At 71.9% G+C, this 21,264-nt stretch carries 20 protein-coding genes; 16 read left to right on the forward strand and 4 right to left on the reverse strand.

Translation table 11 applies throughout. From position 1 onward, the window contains the following. The first annotated feature begins 81 nt into the window (after positions 1-81). Complete coding sequence (gene lgt / locus EDD34_RS07225) at positions 82-1,083, forward strand: prolipoprotein diacylglyceryl transferase (RefSeq protein WP_123813958.1); 1,002 nt, start codon at positions 82-84, stop codon at positions 1,081-1,083. On the opposite strand, the gene EDD34_RS07230 is transcribed toward lgt, so the two are convergent. Further along, entirely contained in the window at positions 1,072-2,295 is a 1,224-nt protein-coding gene (locus EDD34_RS07230; RefSeq protein ID WP_123813959.1) for a protein kinase domain-containing protein, read from the reverse strand. The genes lgt and EDD34_RS07230 overlap by 12 nt on opposite strands. Positions 2,296-2,412: 117 nt before the next feature. Here EDD34_RS07230 and EDD34_RS07235 point away from each other — a divergent pair, with 117 nt between their 5' ends. Continuing rightward, positions 2,413-2,784, forward strand: coding sequence for an Rv2175c family DNA-binding protein (locus tag EDD34_RS07235; protein ID WP_170176991.1), 372 nt, complete (start codon positions 2,413-2,415; stop codon positions 2,782-2,784). 24 nt (positions 2,785-2,808) lie between these two features. Here EDD34_RS07235 and EDD34_RS07240 read toward each other — a convergent pair whose 3' ends face one another. After that, entirely contained in the window at positions 2,809-3,951 is a 1,143-nt protein-coding gene (locus tag EDD34_RS07240; RefSeq protein WP_123813960.1) for a polyprenyl synthetase family protein, read from the reverse strand. Between the two features lie 9 nt (positions 3,952-3,960). Next, positions 3,961-4,635: a hypothetical protein gene (locus EDD34_RS07245; RefSeq protein WP_123813961.1), complete on the reverse strand. Its 675-nt coding sequence runs from the start codon at positions 4,633-4,635 to the stop codon at positions 3,961-3,963. Positions 4,636-4,776: 141 nt separating this feature from the next. Between EDD34_RS07245 and EDD34_RS07250 the strand changes: the two genes are divergently transcribed. The 3 genes from EDD34_RS07250 (at position 4,777) to EDD34_RS07260 (ending at position 8,562) form a co-directional block, all read left to right on the forward strand. Then, entirely contained in the window at positions 4,777-5,982 is a 1,206-nt protein-coding gene (locus tag EDD34_RS07250; RefSeq protein ID WP_170176992.1) for a DUF4192 domain-containing protein, read from the forward strand. A 158-nt stretch (positions 5,983-6,140) separates the two neighbouring features. Then, positions 6,141-6,497: a universal stress protein gene (locus EDD34_RS07255; protein ID WP_123813963.1), complete on the forward strand. Its 357-nt coding sequence runs from the start codon at positions 6,141-6,143 to the stop codon at positions 6,495-6,497. Between the two features lie 355 nt (positions 6,498-6,852). Further along, a complete protein-coding gene (locus EDD34_RS07260) occupies positions 6,853-8,562 on the forward strand; it encodes an RNA polymerase sigma factor (RefSeq protein WP_123813964.1) in 1,710 nt (569 codons plus the stop codon). Positions 8,563-8,672: 110 nt separating this feature from the next. On the opposite strand, the gene EDD34_RS07265 is transcribed toward EDD34_RS07260, so the two are convergent. Continuing rightward, on the reverse strand, positions 8,673-8,870 hold the full coding sequence (locus EDD34_RS07265; RefSeq protein WP_123816388.1) for a DUF7455 domain-containing protein: 198 nt from the start codon (positions 8,868-8,870) through the stop codon (positions 8,673-8,675). Positions 8,871-9,158: 288 nt separating this feature from the next. Here EDD34_RS07265 and EDD34_RS07270 point away from each other — a divergent pair, with 288 nt between their 5' ends. The 11 genes from EDD34_RS07270 to EDD34_RS07320 all read left to right on the forward strand — a co-directional run bounded on the left by EDD34_RS07270 (position 9,159) and on the right by EDD34_RS07320 (position 21,263). Then, positions 9,159-11,297, forward strand: a complete 2,139-nt coding sequence (locus tag EDD34_RS07270; RefSeq protein ID WP_246012233.1) for a DNA gyrase/topoisomerase IV subunit B — start codon at positions 9,159-9,161, stop codon at positions 11,295-11,297. Between the two features lie 85 nt (positions 11,298-11,382). Then, the gene (locus tag EDD34_RS07275) at positions 11,383-11,784 is read left to right on the forward strand and encodes a DUF4430 domain-containing protein (protein WP_246012644.1); all 402 of its coding nucleotides are present in this window, start codon (positions 11,383-11,385) and stop codon (positions 11,782-11,784) included. A gap of 35 nt (positions 11,785-11,819) precedes the next feature. Beyond that, positions 11,820-12,407, forward strand: a complete 588-nt coding sequence (locus tag EDD34_RS07280) for a DUF6580 family putative transport protein (RefSeq protein ID WP_246012234.1) — start codon at positions 11,820-11,822, stop codon at positions 12,405-12,407. A gap of 251 nt (positions 12,408-12,658) precedes the next feature. After that, the gene (locus tag EDD34_RS07285; protein ID WP_123813968.1) at positions 12,659-14,008 is read left to right on the forward strand and encodes a lipase family protein; all 1,350 of its coding nucleotides are present in this window, start codon (positions 12,659-12,661) and stop codon (positions 14,006-14,008) included. Between the two features lie 298 nt (positions 14,009-14,306). Further along, positions 14,307-14,603, forward strand: a complete 297-nt coding sequence (locus EDD34_RS07290) for a WXG100 family type VII secretion target (RefSeq protein WP_123813969.1) — start codon at positions 14,307-14,309, stop codon at positions 14,601-14,603. 4 nt (positions 14,604-14,607) lie between these two features. Continuing rightward, positions 14,608-14,895 (forward strand): hypothetical protein, encoded by a 288-nt coding sequence (locus EDD34_RS07295; protein ID WP_123813970.1) that lies wholly within the window; start codon positions 14,608-14,610, stop codon positions 14,893-14,895. Between the two features lie 10 nt (positions 14,896-14,905). Then, positions 14,906-16,426 (forward strand): hypothetical protein, encoded by a 1,521-nt coding sequence (locus tag EDD34_RS07300; protein WP_123813971.1) that lies wholly within the window; start codon positions 14,906-14,908, stop codon positions 16,424-16,426. After that, entirely contained in the window at positions 16,426-17,106 is a 681-nt protein-coding gene (locus tag EDD34_RS07305) for a hypothetical protein (RefSeq protein ID WP_123813972.1), read from the forward strand. The genes EDD34_RS07300 and EDD34_RS07305 overlap by 1 nt, the downstream gene beginning before the upstream one ends. Further along, positions 17,103-17,795, forward strand: a complete 693-nt coding sequence (locus tag EDD34_RS07310) for a hypothetical protein (RefSeq protein ID WP_123813973.1) — start codon at positions 17,103-17,105, stop codon at positions 17,793-17,795. The genes EDD34_RS07305 and EDD34_RS07310 overlap by 4 nt, the downstream gene beginning before the upstream one ends. 25 nt (positions 17,796-17,820) lie before the next feature. After that, positions 17,821-19,365, forward strand: a complete 1,545-nt coding sequence (locus EDD34_RS07315) for a hypothetical protein (protein WP_123813974.1) — start codon at positions 17,821-17,823, stop codon at positions 19,363-19,365. 29 nt (positions 19,366-19,394) lie between these two features. Next, positions 19,395-21,263 carry a discoidin domain-containing protein gene (locus EDD34_RS07320; protein WP_246012235.1) on the forward strand — a complete coding sequence of 623 codons (1,869 nt, stop codon included), beginning with the start codon at positions 19,395-19,397 and terminating at the stop codon, positions 21,261-21,263. Position 21,264: the final 1 nt, after the last annotated feature.

Raw genomic sequence — 21,264 nt, forward strand, 5'->3', positions numbered from 1 at the left:
CTGCCCCTGACGTCGCGGGTATCGTCCGCATCGCAGATGCGGTGCCCGCGCGCCAGCTTCGACGAGAGAGGCAGTTGATCCGTGCTCTACGCGATCCCCAGCCCGCCCCTGGAGTGGAACGCCATCACCCTGGGCCCGCTGACGATCCACGTCTACGCCTTGTGGCTGCTCGCGGGAATCGCCGCCGCGGCGTACCTCACGCAGCGGCGGCTGACCCGGCGGGGCGCGCCGGCGGACGTGGTGCTCGACATCGTGCTGTGGGCGGTGCCGCTCGGCATCGTCGGCGCGCGCATCTACCACGTGCTCACCCACACGCAGGACTACTTCTACGCGGGCGCCGACCCGTGGGACGTGGTGCGTATCTGGGACGGCGGCAACGCCATCTTCGGTTCGCTGATCGGTGGGGCGGTCGGTGTGTGGATCGCCTGCCGGCGTGCGGGCATCCGGTTCTGGTCCTTCGCGGACGCGCTCGCGCCGGCGATGCTGCTGGCGCAGGCGATCGGCCGAGGCGGCAACTGGTGGAACCACGAACTGTTCGGCAACCCGACCACGCTCCCATGGGGCCTGGAGATCGACCCGAACGCGGCGATGTATCCCGCCGGTGCGGCGGCCGACACGCTGTTCCATCCCCTGTTCCTGTACGAGGCCCTGTGGAACCTGGTCGGCGCCGGGCTGCTGCTCGCGCTCGACCGGCGGTTCCACCTGCGCTGGGGGCGCCTGTTCGGGCTCTACATGGTCTGGTACGGGGTGGGCCGGGCGTGGCTGGAGCTGCTGCGTATCGACCCGACGAGCGACACCTATCTCGGCCTGCCCGCGAACTCGGTGGTGTCCATCGTGGTGGCCCTGCTCGGCATCGTGCTCTTCGTGGTGCGGGGGCGGCAGCATCCGGAGCGGGAGGAGTCGGTGTTCATGCCCGGGCGTGAGCCGGACGCGGCCGACGAGGCGCCGGAGGACCGCGCTGGGGTGGACCGCGGCGCGGCGTCGGACGCCGAGGACACGCCCGGGGAGGACGCCGAGGGCGATGCCTCCCCCGGTGGACAGGGGGGCACCACGCCGGCCGAGCCGTCCTCCTCAGAGGGCTGAGGGGCCTCCCGGGGGCGCGAGCCCTGAGGCCACGACGGGTGCGGTCGGTGCAGCGGCGGAATCCTGCCGCACCCAGTCGAACTTGCCGTCGTCGCCCGCCCAGGCGAGCCCGATCAGGAGCAGCAGGAGCAGGATCGCGGCGGTGACCAGCGGGCCCATCCGCTCCCGGTGGTGCGGCTTCGTGATCGGCACGGCGCCGGCGTGCTGCGAGCCGTCCGCCCGGCGTGGTCCGAGCGCGGGCAGCACCACCTGGGGGATGCCCGTCGTCGCGCCGGCCGGCATGGTGGGGGCCGTGGGCGTCGGGCCGGAGGCGTCCGGCGTTCCGAGGTCACCCGGCGTGGCGTCGAGCACCTCGGCGGGCAGTGCCTTCCAGACGGCGCGCAGCAGCTGCAGGGCCTCCCGGCCGTCGGACGGGCGCCCGGCGGGGTGCCGCGCGGCGAGGGTGCGCACCAGGTGCTCGACGGCCCCGCCCAGCCCCTCGACGACGGTCGAGGGCCCGGGGATGTCGTTGTTCACGTGGGCGTACGCCACCTGGATCGGCGTGTCGCCGGAGAACGGCTGCTTCCCGGTGAGCATCTCGAAGGCCATGATGCCCACGGCGTAGACGTCGGCCCGGACGTCGCACCTCCCGGTCGCGATGACCTCGGGGGCCATGTAGGCGACGGTGCCGAACACGGTGCCGGTGGTGGTCTGCGTCATCTCGGTGACCGCCCGGGCCAGGCCGAAGTCGGCGACCTTGGCGCTCTTCCCGTTCTCGTTCAGCAGGACGTTCTCCGGCTTGATGTCCCGATGCACCACGCCCTTCTCGTGCGCGGCGGCCAGCGCGGACAGCACCTGGTCGAGCAGCGCGAACGTGCGGCGCACCGTCAGCGCGCCCTCGCGGACGAGCTCGCGCAGATTCGTCCCGGGCACGTACTCCATGGTCAGGTAGCTGAGGCCGCCATCGCGCCCCTGGTCGTACATGGCCACGACGCCGGGGTGCGAGAGGCGCGCGGCGGCGCGGGCCTCTCGCTGGAAGCGGGCGATGAATTCGGCGGCCTGGTCGCCCTCGGCGAGGTGAGGGTGCATCACCTTGAGGGCGAGCACGCGGTCCAGAAGGGTGTCGTAGGCGCGGTAGACGGTAGCCATCCCCCCGCTCGCGATGCGCGCGGAGACCTGGTAGCGATCGTCGATCGTCCGCCCGACCAGGGGGTCTTGAGTCACGGGAGCCACGGGCCGACAGTGTACGGGTGCAGGGTGACGTGCGGGTATGGAATGTTCTGTCCGCGGACGGCGCCACCTCCGGGGAGCGGGCGGCACGACGGTGGCACCGCCCGATAGGATCGGCCGGTGAGCACCACGACGCCTGACGGCCCGGATCTGGACGCCCTCGTCGACGAGTGGCTGACGTTGCCCGACCTCGCCGATGCCCTCGGTATCGACTTCGGACGTGCCCGCCGGCTCGTCCGGGACCGGCACGTGGTCGCGGTCAAGCACGGTGATCGTTCCGTGTGGCAGGTCCCGGCCGGATTCCTGCAGGACGGCGAGGTCATCGCCACCCTCCGCGGCACGATCGTGCTGCTCACCGATGCCGGGTTCAAGGATCCCGAGATCATCGGGTGGCTGCACGAGCACGAGGACTCGCTCGGGATGAGCCCGCTCGACGCGCTGCGTCAGGGCCAGCGCGCCCAGGTGCGCCGGGTGGCACAGGCCCTGTTCTGAGCGGGTCGGCGCCGCCCGCGCCGGTCACGCCTCGCGGTCGACCAGCGCTCGTGCGATCGCGGCCAGCATCTCGCGGCCGGGCGCGGTCAGATCGGCCGCGTCGAGACGCCCGGTCGACGTCTCGTACAGCTCGGTGACGAGCAGTTCGACAGCGCTCAGCGCCCCGGACTCCACGATGACCTCCCGCACGCGCCGCACGGCGTCGTCGGACAGGCCCGGATCACCGAGGGCGTTCACGAGCAGGTCGCGCCCGGCGCCGGAGGGCAGCCCCGCCATCGCTCGTGCCACGAGGACCGTGCGCTTGCCCTCGCGCAGGTCGTCACCGGCTGGCTTGCCGGTCACGGCGGGGTCTCCGAACACGCCCAGCACGTCGTCGCGCAGCTGGAACGCCTCGCCGAGGGGGACGCCGGCGGTATGCACCAGCGTGGCCCGCTCGCGCCCGGCACCGGCGAGCAGCGCGCCGAGCTCCAGCGGGGACGCGACGGAGTACCCGGCGGACTTGGCCCGCAGCACGGCCCGCGCCCGGGACTCGTCCGCGACCGGGTCGGCACCCCATGGCTCCGCCTGCACCAGGACGTCGAGGTACTGGCCGGTCACCACCTCGGTCTGCATCCGGTCGAACGCCTCCCGCACCTCTGGTGCGACCTGCGGCACCCGGGCCAGCGCGGCCGTGAGCTCCCGCTGCGCCGCGATGAGCACCAGGTCGCCGAGCAGGATCGCGCCGGCCTCCCCGAACCGCACGGAGTCGCCGGACCAGCCGGAGCCGGCGTGGCGCGCCGCGAAGGAACGGTGCGCGGTCGGGGAGCCACGCCGGGTGTCGGAGTTGTCCATGACGTCGTCGTGCAGCAGGGCGGCGGCCTGGAAGAGCTCCAGCGCGGCGCCCGTGCCCACCACGGCCTCGGCGGCCGGGCCCGCCGCGGCACCGCCGTGCGCCCGGTACGACCACCAGCACAGTGCGGCACGTAGCCGCTTTCCCCCGGACAGAAGGACGGACGCCTGATCGGTCAGCGCGGTCGCGGCACCCTCGGCCGCCGCGCTGACGCCCGCGATCTCCGATGCCAGGGACGCCCGGTGGGCAGTGAGGGCTCCTTCCACGCGGGACCGCAGGTTCTCGACGTCGACGAGCGCGGCGGGCGTGGTCGGGACGGGGAAGGAGGTGAGTGCCACGGTGCCAGCCTAAGCGCCCGGTTTCGCGGCCACCGTCCCACTCAGGGTGAGCAGCGCGCGATCGCCGTCCTTCAGGACACCCACCAGGAGCGACTCGTTGACCGTCGCCTGCTTCACCGTCGTCGTGCGGGTGAACGCGGCCTGCTCCGACATGCCGCTCTCGGCCGGCGCCTCGAGCTTCTCGAAGCCGTTCTTCGCCAGCACCGAGCTCACCTGCTCCAGCAGTTTCGCCGGGGGGCGCTTCGCCGAGAGGTTCAGGGTCACCTGCACGGTCGCGGGCTTCGTGTCCGGGACGGTCGCGGCGGACGACGCCAGCAGTTTCGCGCCCTCCGGGACGGACACCACGCCCTTCGGGAAGCCGGGCGCGAGATCTCCCACCACGCTCCGGGCGTCGAAGCTCGGCAGCACCTCCGGTGCGGGGCTCGCGCTCGGGGAGGCGGAGGTGTCGCCGTCGGCGGACGCCGGGTCCGGGGCGCCCGCGGTGGTGTCCGGCTCCTCGCTGACCTGGCGCGCGTTGCCGAACTCCTCGGCGAGATCGTTCACGGCTCCGCCCGCGTCGCATCCGGAAAGCAGCAGCGCGCCCGCCGCGGCGACCACCGCGACACGGGCGACGGCACGGCGGCCACGGCCGTCCTGTTCGCTCCTCGTGGGCTTCGCGCGTTCCGGCGGGAGAATTCTCGGCACCCCGACACGGTAGCCGTTCGGACCGCCGGGTCGAGAACGTGCGGATCCGATACAGACCGGTTCTGGGGACACCGCGGGCTTTTCGACAGGGAGCCACCAGAGGTCCGGCGGGACGACGGCGGGACGCGTGTGATGGTGGCCATGAACACGAACGCCATCACCGTGCGGGTGCGCGGCCCTCAGGACCTCATCGCCTTCGTTCCCTTCCGCCTCGGCTACCAGCCGTCCGAGTCCGTCGTCGTGGTCAGCGTGCGGGGGAGACGCCAGACCGTCGGGCTGGTCGCCCGGCTGGATCTGGCTGCCTTCGACGGACGGTGTACCGACGGGCGCCCGGCGGCGGAGGCCGCGGCCGAGTCGCTGGCACGGGTCGCGACCAGGGACGGGGCGGATCGCGTCGTGGTCGTGGGATACACCGGTGCGGCGCTGCCCGCCGCCGGCGACGCGGGGGCGCGGGTCCGGCGGGCGATGGAGGTGACCGCCGCGCGGATCGAGGCGCACCTGCCGGGGACGGAGTCGTGGATCGTCACGCCAGGCGGCTATCGCGCGCTCGACTGCACCGATCCGCTCTGCTGCCCCGCCGAGGGGCGTCCGGTGGAAGACATCGTCCACAGCCGGATCGCGGCCACGATGGTGCTCGCCGGTCGATCGGTCGCGCCGAGCCGTGCCGACCGGCTGCGCATCGCCCGCGCGTCACCCGAGGCGCGGCGCTCGGCCGGGCGGGCCGCCGGCCGGTGGGTGAACGCGCGAGCCACCGCCCCCGGCTGGGTCGAGCGGTCGCTGGAGGAGTGGCGCGTCGCGGTGCGGCGCACGGGCGCGGCGGAACCGGGCGAGATCGTCGAACTGGAACCGGCGATGCTCGGCCGGCTCGCCGCGGCGATGGAGGACCGCTGGGTGCGCGACGCGCTCCTCCTGTGGATCACCGCGAACGAGGAGACGACGGACGACGACGCGGTGCTGCGCACGGCCCAGCGGCGGGTGGATACCGAGACGGACGCCGCGGCCGCACGCGCGATGGCCCGGATCGTCGATCCGGCCGGTGCCACCCGGCCCGACGACGAGCGGGTCGGAGCAGCTGTACGTGTCCTGGAGGCGGTCGTCGCGCACGTCCCGCGTGCCCGGCAGCCGGCGCCGCTCACGCTGCTCGGTCTCGTCGCCTGGTGGGGTGGTGACGGCGCGATGGCGTCGGGCCGGCTCGACGCCGCGCTCGCGATCGACGGGGAATATTCGCTGGCCGGACTCGTGACGACCGCGCTCGACGCGGGCCTCCCGCCAGGCTGGGTGCGGAGGGAGACGGCGGAGCTCCTGCGCGAGCAGGCGCAGGAGCAGGCCCTGGAGCCGACGTCGTGAGGGGCTCTCGTGACCGCGGAGGTGGCGGTCAGGACGTGCCGATCCGGACGCCGTCCTCAGAGCCGGCGCGGGTTCCTCGTGGCCACCCCGCACGAAGTGGAGCCCGGGAACCGTTCCGGCGGAGTTGCCAGGTCCGTTTTCCGGTAGCGTCGGTGCCCATGACGATCGTCGTTGGCAACCTGGCCACCCCAGAGGGACAGGCAGCGCTCGACGCCGCCGTGGCCGAGGCCGAGCAGCGCAAGGCTCCGCTCGTCGTGGTGGCCGGTCCCGGCGAGCCCGGCTGGCACGGCGCCGACCTGACCGAGCGGCTCCGCGCCTCCGGCGTCGAGGTCCGCATGGACCCGGGCACCGGCGACCTCGCCGAAGATCTGGTGCGGATCGCGCTGGAGACGGGCGCCGAGCTCATGGTGATCGGGCTGCGCCGCCGCAGCCCGGTGGGCAAGCTCATCCTGGGATCTGGCGCCCAGCGCATCCTCATCGAGGCGCCGTGCCCGGTGCTGGCGGTCAAGGTCTGACCATCCGCGCGGAGCGTCCGACGGTTCCGGGAGGCCTCACCATCCGGCCCGCGAACGGCGTTTCCAGGGCGACGGCCAGGGGTTGAAGAGGCGGGTGAACGGGCTGTCCCCGGGAATCATCGGGCGGCCTTGTTCGTTGACCCGATATCCCGAAGAAAACGAGCGAGAACCCGGGAAACAACGCCCGCCACCAGCGGGCTCCGCGTGCGTGAGGCTGTGAGATGAGCCCCGACTTTCCTGCGCTGGCCCCGTCGACTCAGGCGTGCAAGGGTGCCAACGGTACAATATCCCTTGTTCGTTGCCGATCACGACGAGGTCCAGTGCAGGCCCCGGCAGCGGAACCACCGGATCCTCGATGACCCCGAAAGGTCGGTTTGTGGCGCCCACTCCCGTCAACTCCCAGGACACAGCTCTCGATCGTGCCCCCGTGCGCGACCTGCCCCGTGAGTTCGAACATCCCGCTCTGAGAGAGCTCCTCAGCACCGGCGTGGCCGCCGGCCGAGTCGATGCGGAGAACTTCCGTACGGCATGCGAGGCCGCCAAGGTCGCCGATGCCAAGCGTCTCAAGGCCGTGCTCCGGGCTCTCGCCGGCTCGGGGGTCGATGTCGGGCTGCCCGCCTCGGCGACCGTCGCCGCCGCGGCCAGCCGCTCGGGTGCGGTCGCCGCGAAGGCCAGCGTGGAGGACGCCGAGGCCTCGGAGGCGGGCACGAAGACGTCCGGCGCGAAGAAGACCACGCGCCGGACGACGAAGTCGACCACCACCCGGAAGACCACCACCACGAAGACCACGGCGTCGAAGTCGGCGGTCCCGGCTGCGGCGACCAAGGACACCGTGTCGGAGGCCGTCACGGACGAGTCCGAGTCCGGGAAGCCGGCGACGCGGAAGAAGCCCGCCGCGAAGAAGCCCGCCGCGAAGGCCGGGGCACCGAAGACCACATCGCGCCGCCGCAAGGGGGCCGACGACGCCCCGGTGCTCGTGGAGAACGACCTGTCGGACATCTCGACCCCACCGCTCGAGGAGGAGGAGCCGGCGCCGTCCACGAGGAGGCGCAAGGGCGAGACCGCCGACGAGAGGGGCGGCTTCGTCGTCTCCGACACGGACGACGAGGACCAGCCGGCGCAGCAGGTCGTCACCGCGGGTGCCACCGCGGATCCGGTCAAGGACTACCTGAAGCAGATCGGTAAGGTCGCGCTGCTGAACGCGGAGCAGGAGGTCGAGCTCGCCAAGCGCATCGAGGCCGGCCTGTTCGCCGAGGAGCGCCTCGCCAGCACGGAGTTCGACCGGAACGACAAGGACCAGCGTCGTACGGAGCGCGACCTGAAGTGGATCGCGCACGACGGCAAGCGCGCGAAGAACCACCTGCTCGAGGCGAACCTGCGCCTCGTGGTCTCGCTCGCGAAGCGCTACACGGGCCGCGGCATGCTGTTCCTGGACCTGATCCAGGAGGGCAACCTCGGTCTGATCCGTGCGGTCGAGAAGTTCGACTACACCAAGGGCTACAAGTTCTCGACGTACGCCACCTGGTGGATCCGCCAGGCGATCACCCGCGCCATGGCGGACCAGGCCCGCACCATCCGCATCCCGGTGCACATGGTCGAGGTCATCAACAAGCTCGCCCGCGTGCAGCGCCAGATGCTCCAGGACCTGGGCCGCGAGCCCACGCCGGAGGAACTGGCCAAGGAACTCGACATGACCCCGGAGAAGGTGGTCGAGGTCCAGAAGTACGGCCGCGAGCCCATCTCCCTGGCGACCCCGCTCGGTGAGGACGGTGACAGCGAGTTCGGTGACCTCATCGAGGACTCCGAGGCCGTCGTGCCGGCGGACGCCGTGTCGTTCACGCTCCTGCAGGAGCAGTTGCACCAGGTGCTGGACACGCTCAGCGAGCGTGAGGCCGGTGTCGTCTCCATGCGGTTCGGCCTGCAGGACGGCCAGCCCAAGACCCTGGACGAGATCGGCAAGGTCTACGGCGTGACGCGTGAGCGTATCCGGCAGATCGAGTCCAAGACGATGTCGAAGCTGCGGCACCCGTCGCGCTCCCAGGTGCTGCGCGACTACCTCGACTGACCGGCACCGCGCGACCACCTCGACCGGTCCCCGGTGATTCGGGGACAGCAGAACGGCCGGCTCCCTCGGGGGCCGGCCGTTCGCGTGGTCTTGGGAAGTTCGGGTCTCAGTCAGTTCTGGCCGTGCTCGGCGAGCAGTCGGTCGGTCTCGTCCTGGACATAGGTGGCCACTCCCGCATAGGCGGGCTGGTGTGCACGGGCGTGGTGGCCGCAGAAGAGCAGTTCGCCCGTGGGCAGGACGACTCGCACGTAGGCCTGGGCCCCGCAGCGGTCGCAACGGTCGGCGGCGGTGAGCTGTTCGGTCGTCATGGTCGTCACGCCCCTATCCAACCATCGGTCCATCGGGTCCCATCCCCTCAGAGCCCCGCTTTCGCCGTGAGCTTAGCGGTGTGCCTCACAGTTTCCGTAGTCGATGAGGCCGGATTGCGCTGAGGGATGAATCGCCGCCACGCCGATCCGCCGACGCCGGGCGGCGGCCGTGGGGCGCGGACCGCGCTGGTTCCGCGCCGGTTCCTCCGGCCGTCCACTATGTGTCTACGCACGTCCGTCCTGCGTGGCGGGCACAGAGTGTCGGACACCTCGTCTACGCTGTGGCCCGTGACCGCGACCGCCCGTCCTGAGAAGGAATCCAGCTACACCGCCCGGCATCTCTCCGTTCTGGAGGGCCTGGAGGCGGTACGCAAGCGACCCGGTATGTACATCGGGACCACCGATTCGCGTGGCCTCATGCACTGCCTGTGGGAGATCATCGACAACTCGGTCGACGAGGCCCTGGGCGGGCACGCCACGAAGATCGACGTGGTGCTGCACGCGGACTCGTCGGTGACGGTCGCGGACGACGGGCGCGGTATCCCGGTGGACGTCGAGCCGAAGACCGGCCTGTCCGGCGTGGAGGTCGTCTACACGAAGCTGCACGCGGGCGGGAAGTTCGGTGGCGGCTCGTACGCGGCGTCGGGCGGCCTGCACGGTGTCGGCGCCTCGGTGGTCAATGCGCTGTCCGCGCGCCTCGACGTCGAGGTCGACCGCGCCGGCAAGACGCACCGGATGACCTTCCACCGCGGCGAGCCCGGCCTGTTCGCGGACCCGCCGTCGGGCGCCGGCCCGGACGTGCCGTTCGAGCCCTTCACCGACCACTCCGAGCTCGCGGTGGTCGGGAAGGTGAAGCGCGGGGTCACCGGCACGCGCGTCCGGTACTGGGCGGACCGGCAGATCTTCCCCAAGACCGCCGTCTTCAGCTACGACGAGCTCGTCACCCGCGCCCGGCAGACCAGCTTCCTGGTGCCGGGCCTGGAGATCCGTATCCGCGACGAGCGCGGCCTGCCGGGCACGCCGGGGGAGTCGGGCGTGCACGAGGAGGTGTTCAAGCACGACGGCGGCGTGATCGACTTCGTCGAACACCTCGCTCCGGACGCTCCGGTGACGGCGATCTGGCGGCTGCAGGGCTCGGGCACCTTCTCCGAGACGGTGCCCGTGCTGGACGAGAAGGGCCACATGACGCCGCAGGCGGTGCAGCGCGACTGCGAGGTGGACGTGGCGCTGCGATGGGGCACCGGGTACGAGACCGAGGTGCGCTCCTTCGTCAACATCATCTCCACCCCCAAGGGCGGCACCCACCAGACCGGGTTCGACCAGGGCCTGCTCAAGGTGATCCGCAAGGCCGTGGAGACGAACGCGCGCAAGCTCAAGGTCTCCACCAAGGAGAACGCCGAGCGGATCGAGAAGGACGACATCCTGGCCGGCCTCACCGCCGTCGTCACCGTCCGCCTCGCCGAACCACAGTTCGAGGGCCAGACCAAGGAGGTGCTCGGCACCGGCCCGGTCCGCCAGATCGTCTCGCGCGTGGTCGAGAAGGAGATCCACGCACACCTGACCTCCACCAAGCGCGACGACAAGACGCAGGCCGCCCTGCTGCTCGAGAAGATCGTCGCCGAGATGCGCGCGCGGATCACGGCGCGCAAGCAGAAGGAGATCAGCCGCCGCAAGAACGCGCTGGAGACCTCTTCGCTGCCCGCCAAGCTCGCCGACTGCCGCAGCGACGACGTCAACAAGTCCGAGCTGTTCATCGTGGAGGGTGACTCGGCTCTCGGCACCGCGAAGCTCGCCCGGTCGAGCGACTTCCAGGCGCTGCTCCCCATCCGCGGCAAGATCCTCAACGTCCAGAAGGCGTCGATCAGCGACATGCTGCGCAACGCCGAGTGCGCGGCCATCATCCAGGTCCTCGGCGCCGGCTCGGGGCGCTCGTTCGACCTCGAGGCGGCCCGCTACGGCAAGGTGGTGCTGATGACCGACGCCGACGTCGACGGCGCGCACATCCGCACCCTGCTCCTGACGCTCTTCTACCGGTACATGAAGCCGCTCATCGAGGCCGGCCGAGTGTTCGCGGCGGTGCCGCCCCTGCACCGGATCGAGCTCCCCGCCAGCGGGCGGCGCAAGACGGAGTACATCTACACCTATTCCGAGGCCGAGCTGCGGACCACGCTGCACAAGCTCGACAAGGCGGGGCGGCGTTACAAGGACGAGATCCAGCGGTACAAGGGCCTCGGCGAGATGGACGCCGATCAGCTCGCGGAGACCACCATGAGCCCGCGCCACCGCACGCTGCGGCGCGTCACGGCGGAACACGCCGAGGCCGCCGAGCGCGTGTTCGACCTCCTCATGGGCTCGGACGTCGCACCGCGCAAGAAGTTCATCGTCGACGGAGCGAGCGAGCTGGACCGCGAGCGCATCGACGTCTGAGGGCCGGAGGGGCGGTCCCGCACCTCCGGTCCACGAGACGGGCGCGCGCGTTCCCGGCTCACGTTCCTACGATGAGGCCGTGACCATGCAACGCACCACGATCCCGTCCCTGAAGATGCTCGCCGCGGCGGCCGCCGTCGCACTCCTCGCGGCGTGCGGCTCCGGCGGCGAGAACAACGCCGAGGCCGACGACGCCGCGTCCGCCCCCGGGGGCCTCGCCCCGGTCTGCGTCGAGAAGGAGGACTTCTCCTACGGCGGTGAGGACGGCGAGACCGCGCTCGACCTGCTGCTGGAGAACGACCCGACCGCCGAGGCCGCCGGCGAGGGCGAGACCGCCTTCGTCACCGGCATCTGCGGCTACGCCGCCGACGAGGGCGCGAACGAGTTCTGGGCGCTCTACGTCGACGGCGAGCAGGCCACCGAGGGCGCCGGCGCGCTCGAGACCGAGGACGGCCAGGAGATCACCTGGAAGCTGGAGACGTTCTGATGCGGGGCGCCCGGCCTGACGCCCACCAGTCCTCCGTGCGCGACCTGACGCTCGCGGACCTCGCCCGCCGGTGGTGGCGCCCGGCGCTCGCCGTCGTGGTCGTGGCGCTCGCGGTGGTGTGGCGGATGGTGCGCGCGGACCTGGGCGCTCCGCCGAACCTGGAGCTGATCACGGCGGCGACGTTCTTCGCCGCCGTGATCCTGCGGCACCGGGCGGCGGTGCTCGTGCCGTTCGCGGCCGCGGCGGTGAGTGACGCGCTGCTCGGCAACACGTCGATCCTGCTGTTCACCTGGACGGCGTGGGCCGTGATCGGGCTCGGCGCGCTGCTCGTGCGCCGCACCGCCGGGTGGCGGCGGCTCGGCGCGGCGTTCGGGCTCGGTGTCGGGGGTTCGGTCTGGTTCTTCCTGTGGACCAACTTCGGCGTGTGGCTCCAGAGCCGGGGCACGTTCTACGCGCCGGGCCTGGACGGTCTCCTGGCGTCCTACGTGGCGGGGCTGCCGTTCTTCCGCACGATGCTGCTGGGCAACCTGGTGCTGGTGCCGCTCGCGGCCGGCGCCGTGGCGCTCGTGGAGCGTTCCGAGCGCGTCCTGGCGGCGCCGGGGATCGTGCCGCAGTCGCACTGATCGGCGTCGCGGGCCCGGACCGGGTGGATCGGAGCGCTGGGTCGGCCCGGCTGCTCTCCTTGCGCGCCGGGGCGCGTGCTCGCCCTCGCGTGGCCGGGGCGTGTGCGCGCCCGGCCACGGGGGAGACCGCGGGCTGCTCGCGGCAGGCTCTTGGCGGCACTACTTATTGTAGTTACAGTAAGTAGCGCTCGGTGTGCCGAGCCGGCTGCTCAGCGTCGAGCAGTCGCGGACGACCTCGAAGGAGAGGCTCCATGCTCAACCCCCGTCGCCACCCTGCCCGCCGTACTCGGCTGCGCGGACTCGCCCTGACCGTGGTCGCCACGCTGGCGATCCCTCTCGTCCCCGCCGTCGCGCAGGCTGCCGCCCCCGGACCCGGCGTTCCCACCGGTCCGTCGTCGGCGCCCGGCTCCGTGACCGCCCTGTCCGGCGACCCGTCGGCGGCGCCCGGAGGCACGGCGCTCACCGACCCGTCGTCGGCCGCCGTGCCCGACGACGACGGCCGCCTCCGCTCCGGCACGATCTTCCCGGTCCCGCCGGACGACTTCTACGACCCGCCCGCCGACCTGGGCGACGGCGCGGACGGCGAGCTGATCAGGACCCGCGAGCAGCCCGCCGGACTGTCCGCGCGCACCTGGATGGTCATGTACCACTCGACCGGCGCGACAGGCGACGACATCCCCGTGACCGGACGCGTCCTGGTGCCGCACCGGGCCTGGCGCGGCGACGGCCCGCGTCCCATCGTGACCGTGGCACCGGGCACACGAGGCATCGGGGACGACTGCGCGCCGTCGCGCTGGCTCGACTACGAACGGCCGCTCATCGAACCCTTCCTGCTCAAGGGCTACGCCGTGGTGATCACCGACTACGAGGGCCTCGGCACGCCGGGCCTGCACACCTACATGGTCGGGCAGTCGCAGGGCAGGGTGGTGCTCGACATGGTGCGGGCCGCGACGAACCTCGGCGCGTCCGGGCTCGAACCCGGGGGCAAGGTGGTGATCGCCGGCTATTCGCAAGGTGGTGGCGCGGCGGTCTGGGCGGGCGAGCTGTGGCAGTCCTACGCCCCGGAGCTCGACGTCGTCGGCGTCGCCGCCGGCGGCGTGCCCGCCGACCTCACCGCGGTCTCCGAGAGGCTCAACGGCGGCCTCGGCTTCGGGTTCATGCTGCTCGCGGCCTTCGGGTACGACGCCGCCTACCCCGAGCTGGACCTGGACGCCTACTTCAACGACCGAGGACGGCGGCTCTACGAGCGCGAGCAGGACGCGTGCGTCGACACGGCGCTCGCGTACGCGCTCCAGGACATCGACGTGTACACCGACCAGGACCCCCGGTACACCGACGCCTGGCAGGCGCGGTTCGCCGAGAACCGCGCCGGGGCGAACCCGCCGGACGCGCCCCTGTTCCTGTACCACGGCCTGTTCGACGAGATCGTGCCCCCGGGGCAGGCGGCGACGCTGCGCGACGAGTACTGCGCGGCGGGCGCCGACGTCCACTGGCAGTGGCATGTCGGGGAGCACGTCACGACGATGGTGACGGCCGCCCCGAGCGTGGTCACCTTCGTGGAACGGCGCTTCGCCGGGCGGCCGTTCTGGAGTCACTGCTGACCCGATCCACTGCTGACCGGCCCGCCCGCCGGTGGTTGGCCCGGTGGGCCAGCCCGGTGGGCGGGCCGGTCGCTTCGGTGTGACCGGAGGGGCGGCGCACCGACATGCCGACGTACCGATGCGTCGGCGAGGCGTCGGCCAGGTCGCCGAAGGGCATGTGACCTGCGGGTTCGCCGTCTCTCCGTGTGCCGAACGTTCAGATGTCGTTCTCCTCCCGTTGCGCAGCTGTTTCTCCTGGTTCCGGACGATAGCCGGGTTCCACCCGAGCGAGTCCCGTACCCCAGTGAAAGGACCGGCCATGCCGAACATCAACGTGACCTTCCAGGACATGGAGGACGCCGCCGCGCGCATGCAGCAGGAGGCGGCCGACATGCAGAGCAAGCTCGACCAGCTGCGCAACCTGGTGCAGAACCTGGTCCAGGACGGGTACGTGACCGACAGGTCGTCCAAGCGCTTCGACGAGTCCTACCAGGAGCTCGACAAGGGCGGCAAGCAGGTCCTGGAGGGGCTCGACGGGATCGGCGAGTACCTCAAGCAGGCCGCGGAGGCGCTGCGGAAGACGGACGAAGAGCTCGCCAACGCGCTGAACAAGTGACGCCGTGGCCGATGTCATCGTCACGAAGGAGGTCCTGGAGGACGCCGCCACCGACCTGAAGAACATCAACGACGAGTTCAAGAACATGTCCGCGATGTGGGAGGGCGGCGACATCTGGGGCCACGACACCGTCAAGGGCGCGATGAACTCGTTCATCGACAACTGGTGGGTCAAGCGCGAGAAGCTCCAGGTCCAGCTCGACGACCTGACCAAGAAGTTGGACCAGGCGAAGGAGGCCTGGAACGAGACCGAGGACGCACTGGCCTCCTCGTTCGACGAACAGCCGACCTAGGAGAAACCGGATGAGCGGCGCCCGTGAAGGCGCATGGAACCTGCTCGGTCATGACTCCGATCCCGTCCCCGCCCCGGCCGAGGGGCTCGACGGAATCATCAGTCACTACCGCGACATCGCGCAGGCGATGACCGAGCAGGCCGCATTGCTGAAGCGGATCGGTGACGGCGACGTCCGGCTTCTCAAGGGGCAGGCGGCCGACGCGATGCGCAAGCGGGCACGCGAGAGCAACGAGGCGCTGTCCAAGGCGGCCGGGCGGTACACCGACGTGAAGGACGCGCTGGTCGGCTACCAGCCCGAGCTCGGGGAGGCCCGGACCCGGACCGGCGAGGCGCTGCGCGAGGCGGAGGAGGCCAACCAGCAGCTCGGGGTCGCCGAGGGCATGGCGGACCCGGTGAACGAGGACCGGTCGGAGGACGACCCGCCGCTCACGGACCAGGACCGCGAGGCGTCGTCGCAGCGTACGGCGGCGATCGGCAAGGCCGAGGAGGGTCTCGCGGCGGCGAGGGCCAAGGCGACCCGGGCCCTGGAGGCACTCCAGGTCGCGGCCGACGCCGCCGCCGCGAAGATCAAGGAGAACTGGGACGTCGACGGCCTGCACCATTCCTGGCAGGAGGCCCTTCGGCACAAGATCGCCAAGGTGCTGAAGAAGATCGTGGAGATCCTGGGCTACATCGGGATGGCGCTGGCGGTGCTCGCGATCCTCATTCCCGGCCTGGGGATCGTGACGCTGCTGGGAGTGGTGGTCACGGTGCTGTCCACGATCGCGAGCACCATCTTGGCCGCCTGGGGCGAGGGCAGCTGGCTGAGCGTCATCATCGGCGTCGTGGGGATCGCGTTCATCGGTGTCGGCGCGGTCGCCACCCGGGCGCTCAAGGGGTTGCAGAGCATCAAGGTCGCCACCCGGGGAGGTGGCTGGCGGGACGCGGCCGTCGACAGGCTGGAGGCGGTCTCCAGGCTCCGGGACACCCTGCGCACCCGCCTGCCCCCCAACTTCAGCAGGCCGGGCGTCTACCCCCGGATCAACTTCAGCAGGCCGATGCCGGCGTGGCGGGTGAACCCCCTCTCGCCCGCGGAGCGATCCCTGCTCGGATCCCTCGACCGGCAGTTCACCACGATCACCCAGAACCTCAACCGGTGGGACGACTTCATCGGCAGCACGACGGTCAAGCCGCCGTTCTGGCAGTTCTACACCAAGAACTTCTGGAACGTGGAGAAGTCGCGCTTCGGCGACGTCTTCGTCCGGGGCAACTGGCGAGGTGACCGTGTGCTCGGCCTCAACGACATCACCGACCTGAAGAAGATCGACCTGAACATCGTCAATCTCCTCGGCGGCGCTCCCAGCGCGATCCCTCTCATCGCGAAGCTCGGGCCGTGGGCCTTCGGCTTCGGCTGGACCACGTCGCTCTGGGGCATGGCTGTCACCCCGACGAACTTCAGCCCCACCGACCTGCGCAGCTCGTTCGACTGGTGGAAGGACGCCGACTACAGCGGCCTCTACAGCGAGAACAACGTCCTGGACGACCACTGATGGGGGCGACGCAGCGGGCGCGCGCGAGCGCCACGAGCCACTGGACCTGGAACGTCGAAGCCCCGGCGGGCTGGCTCGCCGTGCCCGCGACGGGGCAGGACCCCCAGGACCTCGTCGACCGCTGGGAGCGGGAGGCCGTGGCCCTCGTCGCGGACTCGATCAAGCCCCAGGAGGTCGTCGACGACGAGTACCGGGACCTCGCCGTCCCGGACGGCCTCCGGGCGGAGCTCGAACGCACGGCCGCCGAGTCGGTCCGGAACCTGCGGGAGTTCGCCGACGGTGTCGCGCCGGCCGGCGACCGGGTCCTCGCGGCCGTCGGGATCCTCGGGTGCACGCCCATCCCGGTGCTCGTCGCCGTCGGCCTCAGCAGCCTCGACGACGACGGCGCGGGGCTCATGGCCGCCCTGGGGGCCACGGGCGGCGCCCCGCTCGCGCCACCGGAGATCGACCACCTCGACCTGCCCGACGGCGACGGCCTCCGTGTCACGCGCCTGGACCTCGGCGGCGGGAGCGGCACGGCCTGGGTGAGCGTGGCCCTCGGCCGCCGCACCGAGCACGACGACGTCCTGGCCGACACCGTGCTCGTCTGGCGTTCCCAGAACCTGCCCGTCGCCGGCCTGATGACCGAGCTGCTCGACGAGCTGCTGCCCGCCGTGAAGATCGTCCGGAGCGGATCATGACCTCGAACCCTGACCTTGCCGGAGCCAAGCCGACCGACGTCTGGGGCATGTTCTTCCCTCCGGGGTGGGTCAGGTTCCCCACCGGTCCGGGCCAGGCCCGCGAGCTCGACGAGGCGATCGAGGACGTGGTCCGCCAGGCACTGCCGGACGACCTCCCGCGCGACTCCGTCGAGCCGCACCGCCACCTGATGCGCGACGCCCTGCGCGACACCTTCACCGAGGCCACCGAGGCCGGTGCCGGTGCCGTCTACCTGCCGACCGAGCCCCTGAACGGCATCATGACGCCCTGCTCCATCACGGAGGCCGAGATCGTCAGCGACGCCGGCAGCAACCCGGTCGAGGTGGCGGCCAGCATCCTCACCGAGGACTACGACGAGAGCGAGCTCGTCGAGGTCGACGGCCGCCCCGGCGCGCGCGTGACCACGACCTCCCACGACGTACGCCACGACGGGGACTTTCCCGTGGTGTCCACCAAGCAGGTCGTCTACGTGATCTCGCGGGACGACGTCGAGGGCGACTGGCTCGTGATGTCGTTCAGCACGGTCTGGAACTCCGAGGAGGGCCGGCTGGTGTCCGAGGCGCTCGTCCTCTTCTTCGACGCGCTGATGTCCACGTTCCGCTGGGCCGGTCCCGGCGCGAGCCCTCTGACGCCCCTCGACCCGGCCGCCCCCGGCCCCGCCCGCAGGTAACGAACCCCCCGACCCCGGAGCAACAGTGTCCCGATTCCGCCACCTGATCACCCTGGCACTCGCGGTGATCGCGGCCGTCCTGCCCGCCCACACGGCAGCAGCCTCGGCCGCCGACGGCGAGGACGTCACGTACTACGTCGTCCAGGAGAAGGGCGACGGCGAACCCGAGTTCCTGTTCGAGATCGCCCAGCGCTACCTCGGCGACGGCAACCGGTACCCGGAGATCTTCGAGCTCAACGAGGGCCGCCTCCAGCCCGACGGCAGCACGGTCACGACGCCCGAGGTGCTCCTGCCCGGCTGGATCCTCGTGATGCCCGAGGGCGCCGAGGGCGAGGGTCTCCGGACCGGCCCGCTCCCCGAAGTGACCCCGGCCGCCCCCGAGGAGGACCCCTTGCCCTACTACGTCGTCGGCCGCACGCCCGACGGCGAGGTCGAGTACCTGTACCTGATCGCGGAACGTTTTCTCGGTGACGGGGAACGCTGGCCGGAGATCTTCGAACTCAACGAGGGGCGGGCGCAGCCGGACGGGGGAGCGCTCACGGACCCGGAGACGGTCGAGGTGGGCTGGGCCCTGCGGCTCCCGGCCGACGCCCGGGGCGACGACCTCCGTTCCGGCCCGCCGCCGGGTCCGAGCCCGTCACCGCCCGGCCCGAGCGCGTCGGCGACACCGGTGGCCGGAGACGCGGCCGCGGCACCCGGCGGCCCGCTCGTCCCGGCCCTGATCGTGCTCGGCACGCTGCTCGTGGCCGGTGGACTGGCGGCCGGGGCGGTCCTGCTCCTGCGTCGCCGTCGTGCCGCGCGCCCCGCCGAACCCTTCGACGACAGCCTGCTGCGTACCGACACGTCGTCGGCCTGGATGACGGACCGTGCCCTGCGCGTCCTGGTCGCCGCGTGCGAACGCGACGGCATCGAGGTACCCGCGCTCGCGGCCCTGTTCATCGAGGGGCCCGCGATGCGGTTGCGGCTGGGGAATCCGCGGGATGTCGCACCGGCGCCCTGGGTCGCGGGCGACGGCGGGGCGACCTGGACGGCGCAGATCGCCCGGCTGCAGGACGAGCCGGCGTCGGACGCGCGTCCGGCCCAGTTCTCCCGCCTGGTGGCCCTCGGCGTCGCGGAGAGCGGCCGCGTGATGATCGACTTCGCGCAGGCTCGCGGCATCGTCAGCATCGAGGGGTCCGCGCGTGCCCGGCACGAGGTGCTGCGCCGCTGGCTCGGCGAACTCACGACGAACCCGTGGTCGGGCAACCCCCGGGTGGTGATGGTCGGCAACGGCCTGCCGCAGCAGGAGACCGCGGAGCACGTCGCCGGCCTGGAGCAGATCGTCCCGGACCTGGCGCTCGGGGAGGGCGGTGTGCTGGTCCTCTCCCAGGCGCCCGCGGCGGCACAGCTCGAACTCCTGAACTCCCGGCTCTCGCACCCGCACTTCGGCTGGGTGGTGATCGTGCTCGGCCGGGTGCCGGTCGCTCGATGGCGGTTCACCGCGCGCGACGACGGATGGCTGAGCAGCGGCTTCCTGCCGGACGTGCGCTTCGGCGAGCAGGCTTCGGTGCGACGGGTGGACCCGCGATGAGGGCGGGTACAACGGGAAGCGGTGGCCTGATGACCATGCCGGCGGGTGTGTCCGTACCCACCGCGGTACTGCTCAGCATTTTGCTCCTGGCCGCGACGCTGCTGCCGGCCGCCCCGGCCGCCGCCGAACCGGAACTGCTCAGCCAGGGCCAGCCGGTCCGGGCGTCGGCGGTGGAGAACAACGATCCGGAGCTGGTCGCGAAGCACGCGGTGGACGGCTCCCTGGCCACCCGCTGGGCCAGTCACCACGAGGACCCGTCCTGGATCTGGGTCGACCTCGGTCAGCCGTCGCAGGTGCAGCGGGTCGAGATCGTGTGGGAGGCCGCGTACTCCACGTCGTACGGGATCGGGCTGTCGGACGACGGCGTGAACTGGACGAACGTCGCGTGGGTGGATGCCGCCGACGGCGGCACCGACGTGCTCCAGGTCTCCGGCACCGGCCGGTACGTGCGGCTGTACGGTCAGACGCGCAACGGCATCGCCGGGCACTCCCTCTGGGAACTGCGCGTGTTCGGTTCGCCCGTCCCGGAGAAGGAGCCCGAGAAGCAGCCGGAGTCCGAGAAGGACGAGTCGGCGCAGCAGGAGGAGCCCGAGCAGCCCGCGAGCCCGCCGCCGGCGAACACGCCCGAGCCCCAGCTGCCGCCGGCGCCGTCGGACCGGCCCACGCCCGAACGCGAGGGCCCGCCGGGCTCCGTCGTGTACTACGTGGTGAAGCAGCAGGGCGAGCGCGCCGAGACGATCGAGGACATCGCGCAGCGCCTGCTCGGCAGCGCGGCGCGGTGGCCCGAGATCGTGCAGCTCAGCAAGGCCATCCGCCAGAAGGACGGCAAGTACCTCACCGACCCGCACACCCTGCTCGCGGGCTGGGTGCTCCAGCTGCCCGACGACGCCGCGGGCGAGGGCGTGAAGTTCGGCCGGCTGCCCGGCACGGGGAAGAAGAAGCCGTCCCCGTCCCCGTCTCCATCGGCCACCCCGTCGCCCTCACCCGTGGTCGCGCGGGAGAGCGCCGACGGGTCCGCCGCCGTCGCCGAGTTCCTCCTGCCCGTGGGCCTGGTGCTGGGCGGCCTGCTCGTGCTCGCCGGTCTCGTGCTCGCCGCGATCCGGCTGGTCGCCCTCGCGCGCAGACGCCGCACCGAGAAGATCCCGTTCGACGACAGCGTGCTGCGCACGGACACCTCGGCCGCCTGGACCGTGGACCACGCGCTGCGGGCGCTCATCGCCGCGTGCGAGCGCGACGGGTTGGAGGTGCCCGGCGTGACGGGTGTGTTCGTCGAGGGCGGCACGCTGCGGCTGCGCCTGACGAACCCGGCCTCGGTGGGACCCGCACCCTGGTCCGTGAGCGACGACGGGCAGAGCTGGGTGGCGCCGCTGTCCAAGCTCCAGGCCGCGCCCGTGTCCGACGGGTCCACGGCGCGGTTCTCCCGCCTCGTGAACCTCGGCATGAGCGAGACGGGGCGGGTCCTCGTCGACTTCTCCCTCGCGCGCGGCGTCGTCAGCCTGGACGGTTCCGTCCGGGCGCGGCACGAGGTGCTGCGCCGCTGGCTCGGGGAGTTCACCGGGAACCCGTGGTCCGGCGAGCCGCGGGTGGTGATGGTCGGCGACGGCCTGCCCCGCCCGGACCAGGTGGAGCACGTGCCCGGGTTCGACCAGGTCAAGCAGGAGATGGAGGTGGGCGACGGCGGGGTGCTGGTGCTGTCGCAGCCGCCGTCGTCGGCGGACCGGGACTTCCTCGCCGAACGGTTCGCCGATCCGGCGTTCCGGTGGGTGGTGATCGTGCTCGGCTCCTGGTCGGCGGCGAAGTGGCGGTTCACGGCGCGCGACGACGGGTGGCTGCGCAGCGGGTTCCTGCCCCACGTGCGGTACGACGAGCAGGCGGCGGTGCGCCGCGGGAGCGAATGAC

Origin of the sequence: Myceligenerans xiligouense, from assembly GCF_003814695.1 — a bacterium.
Taxonomy (GTDB): Bacteria; Actinomycetota; Actinomycetes; order Actinomycetales; family Cellulomonadaceae; genus Myceligenerans; species Myceligenerans xiligouense.